The organism is Cupriavidus sp. DL-D2 (genome assembly GCF_039710735.1).
GTDB lineage: Bacteria > Pseudomonadota > Gammaproteobacteria > Burkholderiales > Burkholderiaceae > Cupriavidus.
The window spans coordinates 1-22764 of the sequence record NZ_JBDKXK010000039.1 but is presented as its reverse complement, the minus strand read 5'-3'; the positions used below and the strand labels follow the sequence as shown (position 1 = coordinate 22764).

The following is a 22764-nucleotide window of genomic DNA, read 5'->3' as shown; positions in this document are numbered from 1 at the left end:
CCTGGAATCGTGAGTCCGTGGCGTCTTGTCCATGGGCCATCGGGCACCATAAGCCAGCCCGCCCGTTATATCAATGGAGGACTTCTCCCAAACGCCCCGGGCCAGGCGTTGGGTGGCATTGGGTGGGGCAGCACGCCGATGCGGGGTTGCACTGCTTCACCAGCCGGATGGCAGCGCCTACACTGGATTTTCGCGGCTGGCGTGCGCCGTGGCGTGACGGGGATACGGATGGAAACGACCTTTGACTATCTCGTCGTAGGGGCTGGATCGGCCGGCTGCGCGCTGGCGGGACGGCTGGCCGACAGCGGCAGCGACACCATCGCGCTGCTTGAGGCCGGCGGACACGACCATCATGTGCTGGTCCGCACACCTGCCGGACTCGCCGCCATGCTGCCGCGCGCCGGGGCGCGCAACTACGGCTTTCAGACCGTGCCGCAAACCGGACTCGACGGCCGGCGCGGCTATCAGCCCCGGGGGCGTGGGCTGGGCGGCAGTTCGTCGATCAACGCGATGATCTACACGCGCGGACGCCCCGCCGATTACGATGGCTGGGCTGCCAACGGCTGCGATGGCTGGTCGTGGGACGACGTGCTGCCGTACTTCCGCCGCGCCGAGTGCAACGAGCGCGTGGCCGGCCATGACGACGATCCGCTGCACGGCGGTACAGGTCCCCTCCATGTGAGCGACCTGCGTTCGCCCAATCCATTCGTCCAGCATTTCATCGACGCCGCGCAGCATGCGGGCATCGTGCGCAATGATGATTTCAATGGCGAGGAACAGGAGGGCGTGGGCTGGTATCAGGTTACGCAGCACAACGGCGAGCGATGGAATGCCGCACGCGCTTATCTGCATGGTGGCAATGCACGCGATCGTCGCAGCAACGGCGGGCGCCCGCATCTCCATGTGATGACCGATACGCAGGTGCTGCGCATCCTGTTCGAAGGGCGACGAGCAGTGGGCGTGCTGGTCTGGCGCGATGGCCAGGAGGTGGTGCTGCACGCGCGCCGCGAGGTCATCGTCTCGGCGGGTGCCTTTGGCTCGCCCCAGTTGCTGATGGCATCGGGCGTGGGACCCGCTGCGCATCTGCGCGAACACGGCATTGCCGTCGTGAACGACCTGGCCGGCGTGGGCGCGAACCTGCAGGACCATGTCGATATCGCCGTGCATCGGCGCGTGGCGGTGGCGGAGCTATTCGGCTTGTCGTTCGGTGGCGTGCGGCGGCTGATTGGCGAGACGTTGCGCTATCGGCGCGACCGCAGTGGCATGATGTCCTCGAACTTTGCCGAAGCGGGCGCATTTGTGCGTAGCCGGCAGGGCTTGCCCGAGCCGGACCTTCAGTTGCACTTCGTGGTGGGCATGGCCGACGACCACATGCGGCGGCTGCGCGCGGGCCATGGCTATTCGTGCCACGTCTGCCTGCTGCGGCCACGCAGCCGTGGCGAGGTGCGGCTGGCGTCGCCGGACATGCGCGACGCGCCGTTGATCGATCCGCGCTACCTGTCCGATCCGCAAGACATGGAGGATCTGCTGGCTGGGCTGCGCATCGTGCAGGAGATTCTGGCGCAACCGCCGCTGGCCGTGTTCGGCGGACGGGCGTTGCATGAAGAGGGAAGGGCGGCGGCGAGCGATCTGATCCGGCGGCACGCGGATACGATCTACCACCCGGTGGGCACTTGCCGCATGGGCATGGATGCGATGGCCGTGGTGGACCCGCAGTTGCGCGTGCGCGGCGTGGAGGGTTTGCGCGTGGTGGACGCGTCGATCATGCCGACGCTGATCGGCGGCAATACAAATGCGCCTGCCATCATGATCGGGGAACGTGCGCATGATCTGATCCGGTTCGCGCCACATGTGACGTTGCGGATTAGAGAGGCGGCAGTGGCGGGGTAGCACGGTTCGTCTCCCGATGGTGTGTTCTCCCCTCTCCCGCGCGCGGGAGAGGGGAGAAAGAAATGAAGCGGGAGAGGGGAGCAAACCATTAGCAATCGATGCGCGTATCACCCCCGCATCTGAAACTGCCCCACCATCTCTCTCAACTTCCCGGCCTGTTCGTCCAGCGACTGCGCGGCCGCTGCGGCTTCTTCCACGAGTGCGGCGTTCTGCTGCGTGACCTGATCCATCTGCCCCACGGCGTGACCGACTTGTTCGATGCCGGCGCTTTGTTCCTGCGATGCGGCGGAGATCTCGGCGATGATGTCCGAGACGCGTTTCACGGCCTGGCGGATCTCGTTCATCGTGTTGCCTACGCCATGCGCCTGCGCGGAGCCGGTGCGCACGGTGTCTACCGATGCTTCGATCAACTCCTTGATCTCCTTGGCCGCGCTAGACGAGCGTTGCGCGAGGCTGCGCACTTCGCCTGCCACCACCGCAAATCCGCGACCCTGCTCGCCTGCGCGCGCAGCTTCCACGGCAGCGTTCAGCGCCAGGATGTTGGTCTGGAATGCGATGCCTTCGATCAGGTTGGTGATGTCGGCGATGCGGTTCGAGCTGCCGCTGATCGCGCCCATCGTATCCACCATCTGCTGCACCACCTGGTTGCCTTCGTCGGCCACCAGCGCGGCGTTCGAGGCCAGCGAAGAAGCCTGACGGGCGTTCTCGGCGTTCTGGCGCACCGTGGCCGTGAGCTGCTCCATGCTCGATGCGGTTTCCTCCAGCGATGCGGCCTGCTCTTCAGTGCGCGACGAGAGATCGACGTTGCCTGCTGCAATCTGCGCGGCGGCCACACTCACCGAGTCGGTGGAGCGGCGCACTTCGCGCAGCGTGCCGCCCACGCGCTCGATCAGCGTGTTGAACGAGCGTGCCGTCAGGCCGATTTCATCGAGGCGATCCACGGGCGCGCGGTGATCGAGGTCGAGCGACTGGCTGACGTGTTCCAGCGTGCCCTGAATTTCCGCGAGGCTGGTGCGGATGCGCTGGAAAAGCGAATACGCGAGGAACGCGGTCACGGCGGTAGCCAGCACGATCACAATCCAGAACAGGCGCACGGAGGCATCGTACTGGGCCTTGTTGTGCGCCACGGCTTGCTCACCGAGCTTCGTGTTGTATTCCAGATGTTCGTCGAGCGCCTTGCGTACGGCGTTGGATGCCACGTTGAGGTCGCCGGACGTGATCATCTTCTGCGTGGCGGCAAAGTCGTTGGCGCGCGAGCGTTCAAGGTACGCCACGGTGGATTCGCGATAGCGCTTCATCGCATCGCGGTCTGCTTCGAGCAGCTTGCGGTCCGTGGGGTCGGAGATATTGTTGCGCTCGTATTTGGCGACCAGGTCGTCAAAGCGCTTGTTGCCGCGTTCGAACAGGGCTTCGGCTTCGGTCTTGGCGCCGGCGTCGTCGCTCATGGCGTGGCGATACAGCGCCACACGCACGGTATTGAGCGCACCACTGACATTGTTGAGGTCGCGCACGCTGGTGAGCGTGTTGTCGTTGAAGTATTCGAAGCGCTCTTCGGATTTCTTCATCTGCCAGATACCGCCAAGGCCGACAAAGAGAAGCGCAAATAATGACAGGGAGAACGTGAGAAGCAGGCGTTTGCTGATATTCATGAGAGGCTTTGGCGGCACACGTTACTTGGCGCGGACCGTCCCGTTGTGACGACTTGGTTTTCGCAGCGGGCAGACAGCCCGTCGCCACAACGTTTACGGCACAGGGTTCACTCATTTGAGGTATCAATCCCGCAATGCAGCAAAGCCCTGTGCGATGTTCGCCATCCTCTCTCTTCAGTTTCTCCGCCTATGCCGGCCAGGTGCGATCGACAAGACGTTGCAATGTGCCGATATCGGCATCCAACGTGCCAAACACGCGACCATGCTGACGTCCCAGTCGGCTGGCGATAAAGACCTCGGCACTCTCGGCATCGCCATGCGCGATCATCAATGCCGCCTGTGCGGTGAGCACGAGTCCTTGCGCAAAACGTCGCGCGCTGGCTTCGAGCGTATCGGCGGGTGCGCGCAGCATGGCCTGCAGCGAAGCGAGTTCGGCGCGCACGGCAGCGTGACCGTTCGAGAGCCGCGCAAGATCCTGCAGGATCAGCGCACCATCGTTGGGTGTACGTTGCAGGGCGCGCAGCACGTCGAGGCACATGATGTTGCCCGAGCCTTCCCAGATCGAGTTGACCGGCGCCTCGCGATACAGCCTTGCCATCGGGCCTTCTTCCACATAGCCGTTGCCGCCCCAGACCTCCATCGCTTCGCCAGTGGCTTCGAGCGCGCGCTTGCAGATCCAGAACTTGGCGGCGGGTGTCATCACGCGCTTCCATGCAGCAGCCAGGGGGTCGTCGTCGGCGTGTTCGAAGGCGTTGGCCAGCGCCATCATCATTTGGGTGGCGGCATCGGATTCGAGCGCGAGATCGGCCAGCACGTTGCGCATCAGCGGCTGATCCGCCAGCAACCTGCCAAAGGCCATGCGATGACGCGCATGATGAAGCGCCTGCACCAGCCCCGCGCGCAACAGCGCCGCGCTGCCGATCACGCAGTCGAGCCGCGTGTTGGTGGCCATCTCGATGATGGTGGGGATGCCGCGTCCTTCCTCGCCAATCAGGATGCCGGTGGCGCCCCGGAATTCCACTTCGCTGCTGGAGTTCGAACGATTGCCAAGCTTGTCCTTGAGGCGCTGGATCAGGATGGGATTCTTGCTGCCGTCGTCGCGCCAGCGTGGCACGAAGAAGCACGACAACGGCCCGTCTGCTGCGCCCATGCGCGCCACCACGAGGTGCGCATCGCACATCGGCGCCGAGAAAAACCACTTGTGACCGGTCAGCGCATATTCGGCGGCGCGCCCCTCGCCACGCACCGGCACGGCCACGGTAGCGTTGGCGCGCACATCGGAGCCGCCCTGTTTCTCGGTCATGCCCATGCCGATCATCACGGCGGACTTGTCGCGCCACGGCAGGTCGCGCGCGTCGTGCTCCTTCGTATAGAGACGCGATTCGAGATCGGCAAACAGCGCGGGTTCCTTGGCGAGTACCGGAATGCTCGCCAGCGTCATCGTGGTGGGGCACAGCGAACCGGATTCGACCTGCGCCTGGAGGAAGTAGCCAGCGGTGCGCGCTGCCCATACACCGGCGCGCGGTTGTGCAAACGGCAGCGCCTGCAACTGCTGGCTGCGCAGCAGCGTCAGCAACTGGTGCCAGGCGGGATGGAACGTGACCTGATCGATGCGCTCGCCGGTGCGGCTGTGCGTGTGCAGTTCAGGGGTGAAACGATTGGCATCGGCTGCCCAGGCTTGCACCTCCGGATCGCCAAGCCGTGTTCCATAGGTGGACAGCGCATCGGCGTGCCAGTTGCCGCCCAGCCTGTCGAGCGCGGCGCGCAGGCCGGGATCGGACTCGAACAGGTTGTAGTGGGCGAGATCGGGAACCTGGTTGGTCACGCGGTGGGTCTGCGCGTCGGTGAAATCTGCGATCCCTGCGGCGGATGTGGCGGTCATGGCATCTCCTGGCACAGTCTGATTGCTGCGATGGGTGTATGGGTAACCTGCTGCGGGCCATGGTACGGCAACTCGCGCGTTCGCCATATCGAGGGTGCCCCGATGCACGGCCCCCGTTCGCGCATCATCGGGCACTCGCCATGCATCGTGCAGCGCAGCATGGGCGTTCGATACTTGCACGCACGACAGCTGCGACCGAATTTTGGGTGGCGCGGGGCAGGGCGTTGTGCTTAAATTCACCCCGTTGGATGAAACAGGGGTGCCGTCCGGATGGGCCGGGCGGCTGAGAGAGTCCCTTCGAACCCGATCCGGCTAGTACCGGCGTGGGAAGTTTCACGAAGAACCGAAAGTCTCCTGTCCCGCGGACATTCCGCAACGGGACGCCGCCGCCGGCCATGCCGCGCGTTGCGGGCTCACAGGGCTCCTGGTTTCGTCCATCCCCGCAAAGAGAGGACGACACTCATGGCCCGTACCGCCCCTGCCGCTTCGTTTGAATCGCTCGAAAGCGATCTCGACCAGAAGTTCGCCTACCCGGCTTCCAGCAAGACCTATATCCCCGGCAGCCGCCCCGATATCCGCGTGCCGATGCGCACGATCCTGCAGACCGCCACGCGCACCGACAAGGGCGAGATGGGGAATCCGCCGATTCCCGTCTACGACACCTCGGGCCCGTACAGCGACCCGGACGTGCATATCGACCTGAAGGCCGGCCTGCCCGCCGTGCGCGAGCAGTGGATTGCCGAGCGCGGCGACACCGAGGTCCTGTCGGGCCTGTCGTCGGAATACGGCCTGGCGCGCGCCAACGACCCGGCCACCGCCCACCTGCGTTTTGCGCAGCTGACGAATCCGCGCCGTGCCAAGGCCGGCGCGAACGTGTCGCAGATGCATTACGCACGCCGCGGCATCATCACGCCCGAGATGGAATACGTGGCGCTGCGCGAATCGCTGAACATGCAGGCGCTGTACGACAAGCCCGAGTACAAGGCGCTGCTGCGCCAGCATCCGGGCAACCCGCTGGGCGCGTCGTTGCCGATGCGTCCGGAAGACATGACGCCGGAATTCGTGCGCCGTGAAGTGGCCGCTGGCCGCGCCATCATTCCCGCCAACATCAACCACACGGAACTGGAGCCGATGGCCATCGGCCGCAACTTCCGCGTGAAGATCAACGGCAACCTGGGCAATTCGGCGGTGACGTCGTCGCTGGCCGAGGAAGTGGAAAAGATGGTGTGGTCGATCCGCTGGGGCGCCGACACCATCATGGACCTGTCCACGGGCAAGCACATTCATGAGACGCGCGAATGGATCCTGCGTAACTCGCCGGTGCCCATCGGCACGGTGCCGATCTACCAGGCGCTGGACAAGACCGGCGGCATCGCCGAGGACCTGACCTGGGAAATGTTCCGCGACACGCTGATCGAGCAGGCCGAGCAGGGTGTGGATTACTTCACGATCCACGCAGGCGTGCTGCTGCGCTACGTGCCGATGACGGCGGATCGCGTGACGGGCATCGTGTCGCGCGGCGGTTCGATCATGGCCAAGTGGTGCCTGGCGCATCACAAGGAAAACTTCCTGTACACGCACTTCGACGAGATCTGCGAAATCATGAAGGCGTACGACGTGTCGTTCAGCCTCGGTGACGGCCTGCGTCCGGGTTGCATCGCGGATTCGAACGACGACGCCCAGTTCGGCGAACTGCGCACGCTGGGCGAACTGACCGCCAAGGCGTGGGAGCACGACGTGCAGGTCATGATCGAAGGTCCGGGCCACGTACCGCTGCAGCGCATCCAGGCCAACATGGATGAAGAACTGAAGCACTGCTACGAGGCACCGTTCTACACGCTGGGACCGCTGGTCACGGACATCGCGCCGGGCTACGACCACATCACCAGCGGCATCGGCGCCGCCAACATCGGCTGGATGGGTACGGCCATGCTGTGCTACGTCACGCCGAAGGAACACCTGGGCCTGCCGGACAAGGAAGACGTGCGCGAAGGCATCATCACGTACAAGATCGCGGCACACGCCGCCGACCTGGCCAAGGGCTGGCCCGGTGCGCAGTTGCGGGATAATGCGCTGTCGAAGGCTCGCTTCGAGTTCCGTTGGGAAGACCAGTTCAACCTGGGCCTCGATCCCGAGCGCGCGCGTTCGTTCCACGACGCCACGCTGCCGGCCGAAGGCGCCAAGATCGCTCACTTCTGCTCGATGTGCGGACCGAAGTTCTGCTCGATGAAGATCACGCAGGAAGTGCGCGACTACGCGGCGTCGTTGCCGGAAGCGCAGCGCGGCATGGAAGAGAAGTCGATCGAGTTCGTGAAGACGGGTTCGAAGATCTACTCGTAAGCCAGCGTGGTTGTTTCGTAGCAAGGGCGTGCATCGCAAGGTGCGCGCCCGCAGTACCTGAGTCCCGCGCGCGGCGCCCCCACGCGGCGCGGCGGCATTCACCCAACCGGAGGCCGGCCGGCGCAACCTTCTTGCCAACGCCGCCGGCATACAAGCCCATGACAGCAGTACAGTCCTTCGATGTTGCCGTACTCGGCGCCGGCCTGGCCGGGCGGTTGTCCGCCTGGCATCTGGTGCGCGCGGGCGTCCGCGTGGCGCTGATCGAGCGTGGCGGCCCCGACGGCAGCGGCTCTGCCGCACACGTGGCCGCGGCCATGCTCGCACCGCTGGCGGAATCCGCCATCGCGGAACGGCGCATCGTCGATCTCGGCATCGCCAGCGTCGATCTCTGGCGCACCTGGCTCAAGGAATTGCCCGAACCCGTGTTCTTCCAGGAGGACGGCACGCTGGTGGTATGGCATGCGCGGGACCGCAGCGAAGTGTCCCTCTTCACCAATCGCATGCGCGCCGTGGCGCCGCCCGAGCTGGTGCAGCAGCGACTGCGCGCACTCGATGGCAAAGGCGTGGCCGATGTGGAACCGGAACTCGCCGGACGCTTCGGGCAGGGTCTGCTGCTGCAGGGCGAAGGCCAGCTCGACAACCGCGGCGCGATGCGCGCGCTGCTGGCGTGTGCCATCTCGGAAGGTCTGCATTGCATCTGGGAGGCGGGCGAAGTGGAAGCCAGTTCGCTGCCGGCGCTCGGCATCCGGGCCAATGTGGTGCTCGATTGCCGGGGACTCGGCGCGCGCACGGCATGGGCCGAACCCGAAGACGAGAACGGACGCGCGCTGCCGGGCCTGCGCGGCCTGCGTGGCGAAGTGGTGCGGGTGCATGCTCCCGATGTGAAGCTGCATCGCCCCGTGCGCCTGCTGCATCCGCGTTATCCCATCTATATCGCGCCGAAGCCGAACGACCTGTACGTGATTGGCGCCACCGAAATCGAAAGCGAGGACGAATCGCCGATGAGCGTGCGCTCCGCGCTGGAGCTGCTCTCTGCGGCGCACTCGCTGCATCCTGCGTTTGGCGAGGCGCGCGTGCTCGAACTCAATGTGCAACGTCGCCCGACACGGCCCGATCACCTGCCCGCCATCCGCGTGGACCAGGCCACGCGCGTGGTGCGTGTGAACGGGCTGTATCGCCATGGCTGGCTGATTGCGCCGGCGGTGACCGAGGCCGCCTGCCACGTGGTGCGTGCGATGCTGGAAGATGATCCTGCCGCGCATGCGGTGCCGGACGCCCTGCGCTGGCCGGGTATGATCCAGCCCGTGCGAGAGGTGGCGTCGCTGGCATCGGGCGCGCTCGCAGACATCGGCACCGGCATGCTGCATTAATCTGAAACCGACCATGAATATCCTGCTCAATGGCCAGCCACTGGACCTGCCCGATATCGCCACGCTGGCGGACGCGGTCAGTGCGGCAGCCATCGCGCCGCCGTTCGCCGCTGCGGTGAACGGCGAATTTGTCCCGCGCGCCGCGCATGCGGCCCGGACGCTGAGCGCGGGCGACAAGATCGACCTCGTGCAACCCGTGACGGGAGGCTAGTTCCCATGACATTCGAACCCACTGAAACCCTGCGCGATCCGTTCGTGCTGTACGGGGAATCGTTCGCCTCGCGCCTGCTGCTGGGCACGGCGCGCTACCCGTCGCCGGCCACGCTGCAGGCGGCTGTGGAAGTATCGCGCCCCGCGATGATCACCGTGGCGCTGCGCCGCCAGACTGCCGTGGGCAGCGGCGACGGCCAGACGCTGGGTGGCGATACGTTCTGGCAGATGCTGCGCACGCTGGGCGTGCCGGTGCTGCCGAACACCGCCGGTTGCTTCACCGCGCAAGAGGTGATCACCACGGCGATGATGGCGCGCGAGGTGTTCGAGACCGACTGGATCAAGCTCGAACTGATTGGCGACGATTACACGCTGCAGCCGGACACGCTCAACATGCCCGCCGTGGCCGAGACGCTGATCAAGGAAGGCTTCAAGGTACTGCCGTACTGCACCGAGGATCTGGTGTTGTGCCGCCGCCTGCTCGACGTGGGTTGCCAGGCGTTGATGCCGTGGGCTGCGCCGATCGGCACGGGGCGAGGCGCGGTGAATCCGCACGCAATGCGCACGCTGCGCGACCGCCTGCCAGACACGCCACTGATCGTCGATGCGGGCCTCGGCCTGCCGTCGCACGCAGCGCAGGTGCTGGAGTGGGGCTACGACGGCGTGTTGCTGAATACCGCCGTGGCACAGGCCGCATATCCGGTGAACATGGCGCGCGCGTTCGCGCTGGCCGTGGATGCGGGCCGCACCGCCTATCTGGCCGGCCCGATGCCCGAGCGTGAGGTGGCACAGGCCAGCACGCCGGTGGTGGGCATGCCGTTCTGGCACGCCGAAGGCGCGGAGGATCGTACATGACACGCCAGGGTGTGGCGGCAGCGATGGATGCTGCGTTGTTCGACGATCTGATGCGGCGCTATGCCGCGATGTTCGGCCATGACGCAACGCCGTGGCAGGTATGGCCGCTGGCGAATGCGCCGGCGACGCTGCGCCGGCATGACGTGTTGCTGAGCGATGGCGAGGCGGATGCCGACGCCATCGATCGCGTCACGGCGGCTGGTGCGGTGTTGATCGAAAGCGAGCGCGAAGGCGGCCGCTGGATCGACACGGTACGTTCCCCGATGGGCACATGGGTGCTGGACGCGCAGGCCGACGATGACAACGCGCACGCGCCGGCCTTCGTGGCGAAGCTGTGCGCGGCGCTGTCGCTACACTTCCCGGCGCATGACGCGCTGTGTATCGCGCGTGCCTGGCAGACGGGTTCCACGGAGTGGCCGAAGACGTTTGCGCGTTTTCCACGCGTGCGCCACGCCGCGCTGGCATCGCCCGAGGCACCGCCGCAGCCCTTCGCTCCGTGTCCTGAACTGGGCCTGTACGTGGTGCTGCCAAATGCGGAATGGATCGAGCGTCTGGTGCCGCTGAACGTGCCGACCGTGCAGTTGCGCTTCAAGTCGGACGATGCGGCAGCGGTCAAGGCCGAGATCGTGCGCGCGGCCAATGCGGCCAAGGGTGGCAAGTCGCGCCTGTTCATCAACGACCACTGGCGCGTGGCGATCGATCATCACGCGGCTTGTGGCGGCGATAGCGGCATCTACGGCATCCACCTCGGCCAGGAAGACCTGGACGAGGCCGATCTCGATGCGATTCGCGCCTCGGGTTTGCGGCTTGGCGTGTCCACGCACGGTTATGCCGAGATGCTGCGCGTGGCCGCCATCGCACCGAGCTATCTGGCGCTGGGCGCCATCTTCCCGACCACGACCAAGATCATGCCCACCCAGCCGCAGGGCATGGGCCGCTTCCAGTCGTACGTGGCGTTGATGAAACCGGTGATTCCGTCGCTGGTGGGGATCGGCGGCGTGAACGCGACCAATATGCGCGAAGTGCTCGCCGTTGGCGTGGGCAGCGCAGCGGTGGTGCGCGCTGTGACCGAAGCCAACGATGTTCCGGCAGCAGTAGCAGGGTTGACCGCGCTGTTCGATTGAACGATTCAACGATCAAGCGTTGAATCGATGGAAGGGGAGTGGCATCGCGCCGCTCCCCTTTGTTCTTTGCTATCGCGCCGACCACTCGCTCTTGCGCACGCCGATGGCGGTCACAAGCCCATAGGCCGTGATGCCGAGCGCGACGCCGAGGAAGTGTCCGTCGATTCCCATGCCGCCTACGTTGGCGAGCAACCAGCCGCCGCCTGCCGCCAGCCCGATGCGGCTGAGACCGGCGAGGATCGGCCAACGCATCCGTCCCGCTCCCATCGACGCAAAATACAGCGCCATGCCGAGGCCAAAGCCGCCGAACGCTGGCCCGACCCATGACAGTGCACGCGCGGCGATGCTCGCGACTTCCGCATCCTGCGTGAACAGTCCTGCGAACTGTGCCGGAGCGAGACCTACTGCGGCGCCGACACTGCCAGCGATCAGCAGGGCGAGCCACGCGCCCACCCACGCAGTGCGCCGCGCCGTGAGCCAATCGCCAGCGCCGACGGCGCGACCGACCAACGCCGTCAGCGCCGAGCCCACACCGAAGGCGAGCGGAATCATCAGGAATTCGAGTCGCGCCGAGATGCCGTAGGCGGCCACTGTCGCGGTGCCGTAGTGGCGCAACTGCGCCGTGACGAGGATCGTGGTCAGATTGGCCACCGATGCCAGCGCGCAGGCGATCAGCCCGACCGACAGGATGCGATAGAACAGCGCACCCGAGAGCTTCACGCGCAGCGTCGGCATGAAGCCCGCCCCGCCGCGCAGCACCACCCAGGCCATCATCAGCGCTGCCGCCCATGATGCCGTTGCCAGCCCCGCGCCGATCCCTGCCAGGCCCATGCCGAGGTGCTCGGTGAACCACCACGACAGGATCGGAAACACGATCCACATGGCCGCCAGCACGCGTGCTGCCAATGCATGGCGACCGCCGCCGCGCAGCACCGAAGCGAGCGTATTGGCGAGCCACGCGGGCACCGCACCGGCCCCGAACAGCCAGATCGCGTAATCGGCAGCAGCCTCCGCAGCCGTCGCGCCGGCCACGGCACCGAAGATCTGATGCGGAAAGCCAGCGAGCGCGATGGCAAACAAGAGCCCGGCCGTCACGGCAATGAACATGGCGTGCATGACCAGCGACGAGGCATCCTCGCGCTTGCCCGCCCCGAGTGCCCGCGCGATGGCGGACACCACGCCGCCGCCCATCGCTCCCGTCGACATCTGTTGCAGCAGCAGCGCAAACGGCAGCACCACGGCCCACCCGGCCAGTGCGGACGTACCTTGCCGCGCTGCCAGCCAGGTTTCGATCAGCTGCGCGCCGGCCTGCAGGAAGGCAACCAGACTGGTGGGCGCGGCCAGCGCGGCAATGCGTCGCGCAATCGCGGAAGAGGAAGCCGCTTCGGTTGGCGCCACCACGCCACCAAGCGCCATGGCGTCAGGCTTGCTCATCGACGGCCTCCGCGGAGGTGTCTTGCGCGGCGGTATCGCCAAATCGCGCACGCAGATACCGGCCGGCACCGGGGCCAGGACGCACGCGCAGATCGTCAACCGTGATCGTGCTGCCATCGGGTCGCGTCAACTGCCCGGCAACGATCTCGCCGCCATCGCGCTTGTCTTCAAGCACGGTCAACGGACCTTTCTCGTCAGCCATCCAGCGATCCGCCCAGGCTTTCAGCGACACATAGACCGGAAAGAAATCGCGGCCCATCTCCGTGAGCCGATACACCTGCCGCGCGCCGCCACCGGGCGCCGGGGCCTTTTCAAGCAACCCATGCTCCACCAGCGTCTTGAGCCGCGCGCTCAGGATGTTCGGCGCAATGCCCAGATGCTTCTCGAATTCGTCGAACCGCGAACTGCCGTAATAGACCTCGCGCATCAGCAGGATCGCCCACCGCTCTCCCAGCATCGCCATCGAACGGGCAACCGGGCAGGGCATGTTGGCAAAGTCGGTTTGTGCCATCGTCTCCCCTCTCTTTTACTTTTGAAATGCAAGTCATTGCATGAAGGGGAGTGTAGCTTGCGAATTGAAAGTTTGCCGGGGAAGTTTGGGGGGCAGGCTGTCAGCGGTAGCCCGTAAGAGGGTGGGGAGGCGGAAATGTGATCAAAGGTGCCGATGCTGGGGGCGGTAGGAGGAAGCTGTCGTCGATGCGGACAGCAGTTTCGGTTGCGGGTACAAAGGCCAGGATTCTGCCCGGTGCGGAGACCTTGGAGCGGGTGAGCCAGAACTTCTCGAACCGTGCGCGTGGCATGCGGATATTGCCCCATGCGGGATCGGCCAACCATACGCCAGTCGGGTCGGCCTTACGAAGCACGGAGAAGTGTCCGTCGTCCCAATAGTCGAGATAGACGATGACAGGGCGGCGCAGGCGCGTGAGTGCGTCGTAATCCAGCCCGATGCCGTGCGCCCTAAACCCCATTGAGGTCGCGGCACCGGCCAGATCCGTCATGGAAAAAGCGGCCTTTATGCCAATGCGGCCGATAACGTCCGCCTCATTTGCTTCGATACCAAAATACTTGTTGAGGACTGTGACCAGCGACGCCGCGCCGCAAGAATAGTCGAAGCGTTGCTTGACGATGCCTGTGTCGCGTATTTCGGTCCACGAACGTACGGGGACTGGCTCCCAGATATCCCACTGCGGATAATTGATCGACGCGGCGCCAACCTGATAGCACCATCCCAATGGCAACAGAAGCAGTAAGCGGCTAATGCGGTTCAAACGGGGCATAGGCGTTCCGCCGCAATGCGGCATGCCCACAGCGCGACGACGAGTGCTATCGAAAAGCTCACCACCGTCATGCGTATATCCGGACGGCCAAATGCAACCTTCCGGAAGTACGCAATACAAAGAAGCAGGCCGACCGCACCGAAGACCTGAACGTACAGGCTGCACGACAGGATCATGGAATCGCGACATTGGTTACCGCATTGGGAGTCGACGCCTTAATCAATGAGGGGAAAGTGTTCTTCGATTTTTTCGAATAATCGGCGTGGCAGCCCGAGCACCCGCGGCCTAGCAGACCTGTTGCCATTCCCCCATAAAAGCCCATGGTTCCGCCGAGGATTGCATTTGCGCCCAGATTGCCGGCTGGCCCCATGATGAATCCGGTTGCCGCGCCAACGCCAGTTGCGATGAGCAAGCCTTGCGTGGAGCCTTGGCCGGATACGATGGCTTCCCCGAAGTATCCCGCCGCGCCTGTAATCGCGCCGATGGCTGCGCCCACCGGCCCAAAGCGGCCCCGGACTTCGTCCATTTCACTGGTGTCGATGGACTCTAAATGAGGAGGCCGGTCCGGCAGCATCGTGGTCAGGTACTCAATGTCTTCAGTTGTTATTGGAGTAGGTCTTGTTGTGGTGCTTGCCTGTGCAGTCGTTTGGAGGGTCATCGCTATAGTGCAAAGCCCGACCGCAGCGCAGTGTTTGATCCTGATTGAACCGTTTTGCATTTGACTAGACTCCTTTGGATTTTGCGTTATAGGCGCCAGGTGAAGTTGGTCCAGAGTTGTGCCCTGTCGCTATCGGCAACGCCCGCCTGTGCGTCGATATTCATCACCAATGAGGCCGACAGCCGTTGGGTGTATCCGAGCGTGAATGCGGTTGAAGTGGTGCCAGACTGTCTTCCGATCCGGTTCGTCTCGCCAACGCGAAAGCTCTGGATCATCCCGGCACGCAGCGTGATTTCAGGATTCATGGCGACGCCAAATGAAGCTGCGGCAGCCAGTACGTCGCCGGGGTTGTAGCGGGTGCCGCTATCGCTTCGCGTGCCCAGGTAGCTGTACGTGGCGGTGATCGATGCAATGACTGGATCGAACGCCCAATGACTGCCTATACCGATAGTTGCAGCGGACCCGTAAGTGATGTCGTTCGACGAGTTGTCGGCAACGGCAATTTCCGCAAAGCCGAGCACGAAGGGCTGCGAGAACACCGAGGTGATTCGGTAGTCCGCACCTATCGTGAGGTTCCGCCATCCCGCACTGTATTCAGAGCCTGATGTCTGACGATCCAATGACTGTCGCCTTTCCGCATCCAATTTCAGGCCGGCGCTGATGTTCAGCCTGTCGGTGGCCGACAACCGCAGGCCAAGTCGCGTGAACAAGGAGTCGCTGCGGGTGTTGGCGAGCGAAACGTCAGGAATGAAGATGGAGTACGCGTGCGAGATGGGCACGGCGATGGCGCTGACATTCAACCTGTTCGAATCAGATGCCGTGTAGCCAACACCTGCGCTGAACGTCGCGCGCCCTTTCTTAGGCGCGAAATCGTCAATCTTGAAGGGTGAGTCCGAGTCGCGCTTCTCGTCGGCCAGCGCTACGGAAGCACAAGGCGCGCACAGCAATACGAATACAAGCAGGCAGGGGTTTTTTGCAAGGCAATGCATCATGCGTCCGGAGGGGGTGGCCATTTGCGACTGCGTCGATTCGCTAGTCGCGCTCGAAAAAATCGGGTGTTGAAATGGCTGGCGCGGTGATGACTGGCTTGCTGGGCAACGATCTTATAGCGAGAGCCAAGGCATTTGCGACGTGATTCCTGCACACGCCACGTATTTCAGAGATTTACGATTCATGACGTCTGATCGGGCGTGCGAAATCGAGGCTGTGACCCGATGGGTTGGGGACGAGGCGTATCATCGAGTGCTCTGTCCCGCCCCCGAACTTTCCTCATGACCGAGCCCACCGACCGCGCCGATTCACCAACTCCGTCCGAATCGTCGGGGCCGCCGCCTTCGCCGCCTCCGGAGTCGTCCGAGTCCGAGCCTTCTCCCAGCCGTCTCCGTGAACTGCGTCAACGCGCGCACCGTGCCGCGCGGCGCAAGTCGCGGCAGGTGGGGCGGATTTCGCGGATGTCGATGCGGTATGGCGTGTTCATGTGCGGCGCGGGCGCGGTGGCGCTGTTCTCGATGGTGTTCGCCTATATCGCCGAGGTGTCGCTGGCCTGGAATGCGCGGGTGACTACGGCTACGCCTTGGTTGGCTTTCGTGCTGTTGCCTTTCGGTCTGGCGGCGCTGCGCTGGCTGACGATCCGGCTGGCGCCGCAGGCGCGCGGCAGCGGCATTCCGCAGGTGATTGCGGCCGTCACGCTGCCACCGGCGGGACCGGCGCAGACCGTGCTGGTCTCGTTCCGGCAGGCCATGTGGAAGGTGTTGCTGACCACGGGCGCGCTGCTGGCCGGTGCCTCGGTGGGCCGCGAGGGGCCTTCGGTGCAGGTGGGCGCGGCGGCCATGCTCGCCTGGGGGCAATGGTTTCAGGAGAAACTGAAGTTCCGGATCGGCTTTCATCCGAACGCGTTGATCGCCGCCGGTGCGGCGGGCGGACTGGCCGCCGCGTTCAATACGCCGCTGGCCGGCGTGGTGTTTGCCATCGAGGAACTGGGACGCGGCACGGCGGTGCGTTGGGACAGGCTGGTGCTGTCCGGTGTGCTGACCGCGGGCTTCCTGTCGCTGGCGGTGCTCGGCAACAACCCGTATTTCAGCGTCAAGGTGCCGCTGCTGGTGCTGCATGATGCGTGGGGACCAGTGCTGCTCTGCGCCGTGGTCAATGGCGTGATGGGCGGACTGTTCGCCAAGCTGCTGATCGCCGGCGTGCCGGGACTGGTGCCATCGGCATGGCGTGGCTGGGCGACGAATCGGCCCGTGCAGGTAGCGTTCGTCTGCGGAATCATCGTGGCGGCGCTGGGCTGGGCCACGAAGGGTGCGACGTTCGGCACGGGCTACGAGCAGGCATCGGGGCTGATCAACGGGGAGCCGCACAGCACGTTGTGGTTCGGGCTGGCAAAGTTCGGCGCCACGGTGGTGTCGTACTTCGCGGGCATCCCGGGTGGCATCTTCACACCGGCGCTGGCGATTGGTGCGGGCATCGGGGCGAACGTTGCCGATTTCGTGACGCACTTCATGAGCGGCATGGCGGAACCGCGCGTGCTGGCACTGGTGTCGATGGCTGCATTCCTGGCCGCCGCTACCCAGGCGCCGATTACCGCCAGCGTGATCGTCATGGAGATGACGCGCACGCAGGACCTGACGATCTACCTGCTGGCGGCCTCGCTACTGGCGTCGTTCCTGTCGCGCCAGTTCAATCCGCATCCGTTCTATCACCACATGGGCCACGCGTTCCGCCGCGAAGCGATGGCCATCGGGCGCAAGACCTCGTCTTCCTAGTCACGGCCGTAACACGTGGTTACAGACCGTTGCGTGCGCGCCGCTGCTGTGTGGGGTGGGGCGCGTTTGCCGATGGCGGCGGTAGAGGCGTTGTCTTAACATGTGCCGCGCACGGACCGGTGGCAGCAGATCGGCCGGCCTTGCTGTGTACCGTCGGCACATCCTTCCGCCGGGCAACCATCGCGATGCATTTTCGGGGAGCAGGAAATGGGCACGCAGCGTTCCGGCGGTACAGGCAGTACGCCTTCGAATCCCGCACCACGTGCGCCCCAGCCGCAGAAGATGCCCGTCGCCGAGGTCTTCGCAGACAGCCTGATGTGGCACACACGCGGGCTCCAGGCCAATTCGCGCATGCGCGCGCCCGCCGCCCGCCGCACCCCGCCGCGCCAGTTGCCGCCCAGTCCGTTGCCGCGGCTGGTGCTGTGGGCAGCGGTCATCGCCGTGGCGCTGGTATGCTTCCAGGCCGTGAAGCATCTGCTCCGCTAGCCGATAGTCGACCCAGCATCACACCACCGGTGTGAGCGCGGTCCGGCAGGAACCCTCGGCACGGAGCCGGCTCCAATGCGGAGCCGTTTTCAGGAGTGTGTTTTGAGATTTCCTTTTGCCGGGCTGGCCACCGCCGCCCTGCTGGCGACCGCCGTCGCCCATGCCGCCCCCGCCGCCCAGCCGGCGCCCAAGGCTGCCCCCGTAGCGATTCCCGATGGCAAGGACCAGTTCTCGACGATGCTCGACACGCTCGAGATCGGCAGTCCCTTGCCGCAGTTGCCCGATTGCGCCGATCACCGCACGCCTGATGGCAAGGACGTCACCGCCTATTGTGTGGAGTTGCGTGGCGACGGCGTGATGCGCCAGGTGGGCGTGCCGCGCGACAAGCGGCCCGTGTTCATGGATGGTCCGCGGCTGGTGGCGATTGTCGACGGCAACGCGCTGGTCGGCATGATCGTGCCGACCGACGGCATCCGTTCGCAGGATGCGGCCGCCCAGGCGCTCAATGCGCGTTATGGCAAGCCGTTCCGCCAGGAAGCCGAGGAGATGAAGGACAAGGCCGGCAAGTCCGTGAAGACGATCCACGCGGGCTGGATGCGCAAGCCGCTGACCGTCGAGCTTTACACCATCCCCGACGCGACGAACGAAGGCACCATCGAATTGCTGTTGCCGCAGGCCCGCGCACTGATGGCGAATCGCGATGCGGAGGTGGCCAAGTCCCTGGCACCGCCACCGGCTTCGGCGCCTGCCGCGAAGAAGAAGGAAGAGAAGAAAGAGAAGGCAGCGCCTGCGAAACCGGTGAATCCGGGGAGTTGGTGAGGATTTCTCTGCTACCGGGTTGCTCCCCTCTCCCATGAAATGGGAGAGGGGTTGGGGGAGAGGGCTGGAGGATCTGCTTGCCGATTGGTCGCAATTTGAACGGCTGGCCCTCTCCCCCGCCCCTCTCCCGCAATGCGGGAGAGGGGAGCAAACCAAGCGTTACCCTGCCGCCCGCCGCCGATCAATCTTTCTCGCCAGCACGATCGATGTCGTCGTGTGATTCACCCCATCGAGCATGCCGATCTCGTCGAGCAGTTTGTCGAGCCGCGCATGGGTGTCGCAGCGGATCACGGCCATGTAATCCACCGGGCCGCTGACCGAATTCAGTTCCTCCACCTCGGGTAGCCGCTGCAGCGCCCGCACCACGCCGGGCGCCGCCTTGGGCTGCACTGACAGTCCGCAGAACGCCAGGATCGCGTTGTCCTCCATCTGGCTGCCGAGCCTTACCCCGTAGCCCGCCACCACCCCGATACGTTCGAGTCGCGCGATGCGAGCCACCACCGTGGTCCGCGCGATGCCCAGTGCGCGCGACAGGTTGGCCGCGCTTTCCCGTGCGTTGGCTTGCAGCAGCGCCAGCAGGTGCCGGTCGGTCTGGTCGAGGTCTGCCATGACGTGAGCTGACGAATCGTCAGAAGGGATGGTCGATACGTCGGATTATGACGAGATTTCGTCAATCTCGGGCCTGTAAAACGTGCGTGCGCCTGACCATACTTGAGGCATCGACCAACGCAGTTTTTCGACGGAGTCCGCCATGCAACCTTCCACGCTGGGTCCCGCCGCCGTGCGCGACCTGCCTCAAGCTCCCCGGCCGCTATCGGTGGTCGTGCTCGGTGCCGGCAAGATCGGGCGCGTCATTGCCGCCATGCTGGCCGATTCGGGCGACTACCGCGTATGTCTTGTCGATCATGATGCGCACCGTCTCGACGGCCTGCCGCGCAGCATTGCGGTGCGTGCTGGCGACCCCACCGAGCCGGGCACCTGCGCGGCGCTGCTAGCGGGCGCCGATGCCGTGCTCAATGCGCTGCCGTTCCATGCAGCCATTCAGGTGGCGACGGTGGCGGCGCGGCTGGGTGTGCACTACTTCGACCTGACCGAGGATGTCGCGGCCACGCAGGCCATCCAGAAGCTGGCGGCGAGCGCGCGGTCGGTGCTGATGCCGCAGTGCGGTCTGGCGCCTGGCTTTATCGGCGTGGTGGGGCACGATCTTGCGCAGCGCTTCTTGCGCGGTGGCGGCGAACTGCTCGACCTGCGCATGCGCGTGGGTGCGCTGCCGCGATATCCCAGCAACGCGCTCAAGTACAACCTCACGTGGAGTACCGAGGGGCTGATCAACGAATACTGCAATCCGTGCGAAGCCATCGTCGATGGGCGGCGCGTGGAAGTGCCCTCGCTGGAAGGGCTGGAGACCTTCGCGCTGGACGGCGTGGAATACGAGGCGTTCAATACCTCCGGTGGACTGGGCACACTGCCTGAGACACTGGCGGGCCGCGCGCGGCAAGTCGACTACAAGTCGGTGCGCTACCCAGGCCATTGCGCGCAGATGAAGCTGCTGCTCAACGACCTGCGAATGCGCGAGCGGCGCGGCTGGCTGCGCGATATCCTTGAGAACGCCATCCCGATGACCGAGCAGGATGTCGTCGTCGTGTTTGCCAGCGCCACCGGCCATCCGCCCGGTGTGAAGGGCGAGGGCAAGCGCGGACCGCTGACGCAGGCGTCGTTCTCGGCGCGCATCGGCGGGATGGAGAATTTTGCCGGTATCGGCCATGTGAACGCGATTCAGTTGACCACTGCCGCAGGCATCTGCACGGCGCTGGATCTGGTGGCATCGGGCGTGCTGCCGCAGGCGGGGTTCGTGCGGCAGGAGGCCATGCCGCTGGATCGCTTCCTGACCAATCGCTTCGGCCAGCATTACGCGCGGCACCCACTACAGGAGACGCTTGCATGAAAGCACACGACATTGCCGGTTGCTTCCAGTCGATGGGACTGGCGCAGCCCTTCACTGGCGGCGAGGCATTGCCGGGCACCCTCGGCGTACGCTCGCCCATCGATGGCGAGGTCTTCGGCCAGGTGCCGGTTTGCCTGCCTGCCGAGGCCGATACCCGCATCGCTCGCGCCCATGCGGCGCAAAGCCTTTGGGCACTGACGCCCGCACCGGCACGCGGCGAAGTGGTGCGCAGGTTCGGCGAAATGCTACGCATCCACAAGGATGCACTCGGGCGGCTCGTCTCGTTGGAGGCGGGCAAGATCCTGCAGGAAGGTCTCGGCGAAGTGCAGGAGATGATCGACATCTGCGACTTCGCGGTGGGCCTGTCGCGACAGTTGCATGGATTGACGATTGCATCGGAGCGCCCCGCGCATGCGATGCGCGAGACATGGCATCCGTATGGGCTGTGCGGCGTGATCTCGGCGTTCAATTTCCCGGTGGCGGTGTGGGCGTGGAACGCGGCGCTGGCGCTGGTGTGCGGCAATGGCGTGGTGTGGAAGCCGTCGGAGAAAACGCCGCTTTGCGCGCTGGCTGCGCAGGGGCTGCTGGATCGCGTGATCGACGAACACGCACCGCAATTCGCGGGACTGAGCTGCGTGCTGAACGGCGGGCGCCAGCTCGGTCAGTTGCTCGTGCAGCATCCGTCGGTGCGGCTGGTCAGCGCCACCGGCTCGACGCGGATGGGACGCGAGGTGGGCATGGCCTGCGCCTCGCACTTCAAGCGCGCGATTCTCGAACTCGGCGGCAACAACGCGGCCATCGTGGCGCCTTCGGCCGATCTGGAACTGACGATCCGCGCGATGACTTTTTCCGCGGCGGGCACGGCCGGGCAGCGCTGTACCACGTTGCGCCGCGCGTTCGTGCATGCCGACCTGATCGAGACCGTGACACAGCGGCTGCGCCAGGTCTACGCGCGGCTGCCGGTGGGCGATCCGCTGCAGGCCGGCACGCTCATCGGTCCGCTGATCGATGCGGCTGCGGGCGACACCATGGCGAATGCGCTGGCCAGTTGCCGTGCGCAGGGCAATATCGTCCACGGCGGCGAACGACTATTGGCCGATCGCTTTCCGCGCGCGAGCTACGTGCGTCCCGCGCTGGTGTTGACCGAGACGCAGCACGACACCATGCTCACCGAGACCTTCGCGCCGATTCTCTACCTGATGCCCTATACCTCGCTCGATGAAGCCATCGCGCTAAACAATGCGGCGTCGCATGGCCTGTCGTCGTGCATCTTCACGGAATCCCTGCGCGAGGCCGAGCGATTCATGTCGGCGGCGGGCAGCGACTGCGGCATCGCCAATGTGAATATCGGCACGAGCGGCGCGGAAATCGGCGGGGCGTTTGGCGGGGAGAAGGCGACCGGCGGTGGACGGGAATCCGGTTCGGACGCGTGGAAGAGCTATATGCGGCGCGCGACCAATACGGTCAACTACGGCGATGCGCTGCCGCTGGCACAGGGCATCCGCTTCGACGTCTGAGCCGACCTACGGTCTTCTCTTACATTCGCGCAGGCGTTGCGAATCGTAACAAGGGTTACAGCAGCTTGACGCTGTATTACCAGACCCGCCCGTATAACGTTCTAGAGAGCAGCGCATTGCCGCCGCGCAATGGCTGCGACATAAGGACGTCGAAATGAAAACGAGAATCGTGGTGATGGGTTTGGCAGTGGCCGGTGCGGCCATGTTGGGCGGCTGCGCGGTGTACCCCACGCCGTATGGCCCAGCCGTGGCACCCGCGCCGGTCTATGCAGCGCCGGCCGTCGTGGTCAGCCCATCGGTGGGGTACTACGGTGGGGGGTACTACGGACGTGGATATTACGGACGGGGGTATTACGGACACCGGGGGTATTACGGGCGTTGGTAAGGCGAGCGAGCTTTCAACGCCCTCTCGGTTTTCTCCCCTCTCCCGCAAGGCGGGAGAGGGGCGGGGGAGAGGGCCAGCCGTTCAATTTGCGATAACTTCGGCAAGCAGAACTTCTAGCCCTCTCCCCCAACCCCTTGTATGTCGCATCATTGTCTCCGGAC

The 22764-nt window shown here is 65.0% G+C and carries 20 protein-coding genes and 1 riboswitch; of the genes, 12 read left to right on the top strand and 8 right to left on the bottom strand.

Going from position 1 to position 22764, the window contains the following annotated elements:
• The first annotated feature begins 228 nt into the window (after nt 1-228).
• Complete coding sequence (locus ABDB81_RS20095) at nt 229-1890, top strand: GMC family oxidoreductase N-terminal domain-containing protein (protein WP_346813144.1); 1662 nt, start codon at nt 229-231, stop codon at nt 1888-1890.
• Between the two features lie 107 nt (nt 1891-1997).
• On the opposite strand, the gene ABDB81_RS20090 is transcribed toward ABDB81_RS20095, so the two are convergent.
• Together ABDB81_RS20090 and ABDB81_RS20085 are read right to left on the bottom strand one after the other, a co-directional pair.
• Nucleotides 1998-3539, bottom strand: a complete 1542-nt coding sequence (locus tag ABDB81_RS20090) for a methyl-accepting chemotaxis protein (protein WP_160471221.1) — start codon at nt 3537-3539, stop codon at nt 1998-2000.
• A 187-nt stretch (nt 3540-3726) separates the two neighbouring features.
• Nucleotides 3727-5421, bottom strand: a complete 1695-nt coding sequence (locus ABDB81_RS20085) for an acyl-CoA dehydrogenase family protein (protein ID WP_346813139.1) — start codon at nt 5419-5421, stop codon at nt 3727-3729.
• A gap of 245 nt (nt 5422-5666) precedes the next feature.
• A riboswitch (TPP riboswitch) is annotated at nt 5667-5768 on the top strand.
• A gap of 115 nt (nt 5769-5883) precedes the next feature.
• Between ABDB81_RS20085 and thiC the strand changes: the two genes are divergently transcribed.
• The 5 genes from thiC (at nt 5884) to ABDB81_RS20060 (ending at nt 11320) form a co-directional block, all read left to right on the top strand.
• The gene (gene thiC, locus ABDB81_RS20080; protein WP_137923549.1) at nt 5884-7761 is read left to right on the top strand and encodes a phosphomethylpyrimidine synthase ThiC; all 1878 of its coding nucleotides are present in this window, start codon (nt 5884-5886) and stop codon (nt 7759-7761) included.
• Nucleotides 7762-7919: 158 nt separating this feature from the next.
• On the top strand, nt 7920-9131 hold the full coding sequence (locus ABDB81_RS20075; RefSeq protein ID WP_137923548.1) for an FAD-dependent oxidoreductase: 1212 nt from the start codon (nt 7920-7922) through the stop codon (nt 9129-9131).
• A 13-nt stretch (nt 9132-9144) separates the two neighbouring features.
• Entirely contained in the window at nt 9145-9342 is a 198-nt protein-coding gene (gene thiS / locus ABDB81_RS20070; protein WP_346813132.1) for a sulfur carrier protein ThiS, read from the top strand.
• Between the two features lie 5 nt (nt 9343-9347).
• Nucleotides 9348-10196, top strand: a complete 849-nt coding sequence (locus tag ABDB81_RS20065; protein ID WP_137923546.1) for a thiazole synthase — start codon at nt 9348-9350, stop codon at nt 10194-10196.
• On the top strand, nt 10193-11320 hold the full coding sequence (locus tag ABDB81_RS20060) for a thiamine phosphate synthase (protein ID WP_346813127.1): 1128 nt from the start codon (nt 10193-10195) through the stop codon (nt 11318-11320). The genes ABDB81_RS20065 and ABDB81_RS20060 overlap by 4 nt, the downstream gene beginning before the upstream one ends.
• 69 nt (nt 11321-11389) lie before the next feature.
• Here ABDB81_RS20060 and ABDB81_RS20055 read toward each other — a convergent pair whose 3' ends face one another.
• The 5 genes from ABDB81_RS20055 to ABDB81_RS20035 all read right to left on the bottom strand — a co-directional run bounded on the left by ABDB81_RS20055 (nt 11390) and on the right by ABDB81_RS20035 (nt 15702).
• The gene (locus ABDB81_RS20055) at nt 11390-12754 is read right to left on the bottom strand and encodes an MATE family efflux transporter (protein WP_346813124.1); all 1365 of its coding nucleotides are present in this window, start codon (nt 12752-12754) and stop codon (nt 11390-11392) included.
• Nucleotides 12741-13265, bottom strand: a complete 525-nt coding sequence (locus ABDB81_RS20050; protein ID WP_137923543.1) for a helix-turn-helix domain-containing protein — start codon at nt 13263-13265, stop codon at nt 12741-12743. The genes ABDB81_RS20055 and ABDB81_RS20050 overlap by 14 nt, the downstream gene beginning before the upstream one ends.
• Before the next feature lie 100 nt (nt 13266-13365).
• Nucleotides 13366-14031, bottom strand: a complete 666-nt coding sequence (locus ABDB81_RS20045) for a C39 family peptidase (RefSeq protein WP_160471231.1) — start codon at nt 14029-14031, stop codon at nt 13366-13368.
• A 172-nt stretch (nt 14032-14203) separates the two neighbouring features.
• Complete coding sequence (locus tag ABDB81_RS20040; RefSeq protein ID WP_137923541.1) at nt 14204-14749, bottom strand: hypothetical protein; 546 nt, start codon at nt 14747-14749, stop codon at nt 14204-14206.
• Between the two features lie 26 nt (nt 14750-14775).
• Complete coding sequence (locus ABDB81_RS20035; RefSeq protein WP_346813117.1) at nt 14776-15702, bottom strand: hypothetical protein; 927 nt, start codon at nt 15700-15702, stop codon at nt 14776-14778.
• Between the two features lie 258 nt (nt 15703-15960).
• Between ABDB81_RS20035 and ABDB81_RS20030 the strand changes: the two genes are divergently transcribed.
• The 3 genes from ABDB81_RS20030 to ABDB81_RS20020 all read left to right on the top strand — a co-directional run bounded on the left by ABDB81_RS20030 (nt 15961) and on the right by ABDB81_RS20020 (nt 18756).
• Nucleotides 15961-17451, top strand: a complete 1491-nt coding sequence (locus ABDB81_RS20030; protein WP_160471234.1) for a chloride channel protein — start codon at nt 15961-15963, stop codon at nt 17449-17451.
• A 207-nt stretch (nt 17452-17658) separates the two neighbouring features.
• On the top strand, nt 17659-17937 hold the full coding sequence (locus tag ABDB81_RS20025) for a hypothetical protein (RefSeq protein ID WP_346813112.1): 279 nt from the start codon (nt 17659-17661) through the stop codon (nt 17935-17937).
• A gap of 102 nt (nt 17938-18039) precedes the next feature.
• Nucleotides 18040-18756 carry a hypothetical protein gene (locus ABDB81_RS20020; RefSeq protein ID WP_346813109.1) on the top strand — a complete coding sequence of 239 codons (717 nt, stop codon included), beginning with the start codon at nt 18040-18042 and terminating at the stop codon, nt 18754-18756.
• A gap of 159 nt (nt 18757-18915) precedes the next feature.
• On the opposite strand, the gene ABDB81_RS20015 is transcribed toward ABDB81_RS20020, so the two are convergent.
• Nucleotides 18916-19365, bottom strand: coding sequence for an Lrp/AsnC family transcriptional regulator (locus ABDB81_RS20015; RefSeq protein ID WP_137923536.1), 450 nt, complete (start codon nt 19363-19365; stop codon nt 18916-18918).
• 142 nt (nt 19366-19507) lie between these two features.
• Here ABDB81_RS20015 and ABDB81_RS20010 point away from each other — a divergent pair, with 142 nt between their 5' ends.
• From ABDB81_RS20010 to ABDB81_RS20000, 3 genes are all read left to right on the top strand, one after another.
• Nucleotides 19508-20701 carry a saccharopine dehydrogenase C-terminal domain-containing protein gene (locus ABDB81_RS20010; protein ID WP_346813106.1) on the top strand — a complete coding sequence of 398 codons (1194 nt, stop codon included), beginning with the start codon at nt 19508-19510 and terminating at the stop codon, nt 20699-20701.
• On the top strand, nt 20698-22218 hold the full coding sequence (locus ABDB81_RS20005) for an aldehyde dehydrogenase family protein (protein ID WP_346813103.1): 1521 nt from the start codon (nt 20698-20700) through the stop codon (nt 22216-22218). Before ABDB81_RS20010 ends, ABDB81_RS20005 begins: the two co-directional genes overlap by 4 nt.
• Nucleotides 22219-22393: 175 nt before the next feature.
• Nucleotides 22394-22603 carry a hypothetical protein gene (locus ABDB81_RS20000; protein WP_137923664.1) on the top strand — a complete coding sequence of 70 codons (210 nt, stop codon included), beginning with the start codon at nt 22394-22396 and terminating at the stop codon, nt 22601-22603.
• The last annotated feature ends 161 nt before the right edge of the window (nt 22604-22764 follow it).

Excerpts from the sequence above, each read along its gene's own strand:
- ABDB81_RS20095 (WP_346813144.1), top strand. The coding sequence starts at position 229 with ATGGAAACGACCTTTGACTATCTCGTCGTAGGGGCTGGATCGGCCGGC.
- ABDB81_RS20090 (WP_160471221.1), bottom strand. The coding sequence starts at position 3,539 with ATGAATATCAGCAAACGCCTGCTTCTCACGTTCTCCCTGTCATTATTT.
- ABDB81_RS20085 (WP_346813139.1), bottom strand. The coding sequence starts at position 5,421 with ATGACCGCCACATCCGCCGCAGGGATCGCAGATTTCACCGACGCGCAG.
- thiC (WP_137923549.1), top strand. The coding sequence starts at position 5,884 with ATGGCCCGTACCGCCCCTGCCGCTTCGTTTGAATCGCTCGAAAGCGAT.
- ABDB81_RS20075 (WP_137923548.1), top strand. The coding sequence starts at position 7,920 with ATGACAGCAGTACAGTCCTTCGATGTTGCCGTACTCGGCGCCGGCCTG.
- thiS (WP_346813132.1), top strand. The coding sequence starts at position 9,145 with ATGAATATCCTGCTCAATGGCCAGCCACTGGACCTGCCCGATATCGCC.
- ABDB81_RS20065 (WP_137923546.1), top strand. The coding sequence starts at position 9,348 with ATGACATTCGAACCCACTGAAACCCTGCGCGATCCGTTCGTGCTGTAC.
- ABDB81_RS20060 (WP_346813127.1), top strand. The coding sequence starts at position 10,193 with ATGACACGCCAGGGTGTGGCGGCAGCGATGGATGCTGCGTTGTTCGAC.
- ABDB81_RS20055 (WP_346813124.1), bottom strand. The coding sequence starts at position 12,754 with ATGAGCAAGCCTGACGCCATGGCGCTTGGTGGCGTGGTGGCGCCAACC.
- ABDB81_RS20050 (WP_137923543.1), bottom strand. The coding sequence starts at position 13,265 with ATGGCACAAACCGACTTTGCCAACATGCCCTGCCCGGTTGCCCGTTCG.
- ABDB81_RS20045 (WP_160471231.1), bottom strand. The coding sequence starts at position 14,031 with ATGCCCCGTTTGAACCGCATTAGCCGCTTACTGCTTCTGTTGCCATTG.
- ABDB81_RS20040 (WP_137923541.1), bottom strand. The coding sequence starts at position 14,749 with ATGCAAAACGGTTCAATCAGGATCAAACACTGCGCTGCGGTCGGGCTT.
- ABDB81_RS20035 (WP_346813117.1), bottom strand. The coding sequence starts at position 15,702 with ATGGCCACCCCCTCCGGACGCATGATGCATTGCCTTGCAAAAAACCCC.
- ABDB81_RS20030 (WP_160471234.1), top strand. The coding sequence starts at position 15,961 with ATGACCGAGCCCACCGACCGCGCCGATTCACCAACTCCGTCCGAATCG.
- ABDB81_RS20025 (WP_346813112.1), top strand. The coding sequence starts at position 17,659 with ATGGGCACGCAGCGTTCCGGCGGTACAGGCAGTACGCCTTCGAATCCC.
- ABDB81_RS20015 (WP_137923536.1), bottom strand. The coding sequence starts at position 19,365 with ATGGCAGACCTCGACCAGACCGACCGGCACCTGCTGGCGCTGCTGCAA.
- ABDB81_RS20010 (WP_346813106.1), top strand. The coding sequence starts at position 19,508 with ATGCAACCTTCCACGCTGGGTCCCGCCGCCGTGCGCGACCTGCCTCAA.
- ABDB81_RS20005 (WP_346813103.1), top strand. The coding sequence starts at position 20,698 with ATGAAAGCACACGACATTGCCGGTTGCTTCCAGTCGATGGGACTGGCG.
- ABDB81_RS20000 (WP_137923664.1), top strand. The coding sequence starts at position 22,394 with ATGGGTTTGGCAGTGGCCGGTGCGGCCATGTTGGGCGGCTGCGCGGTG.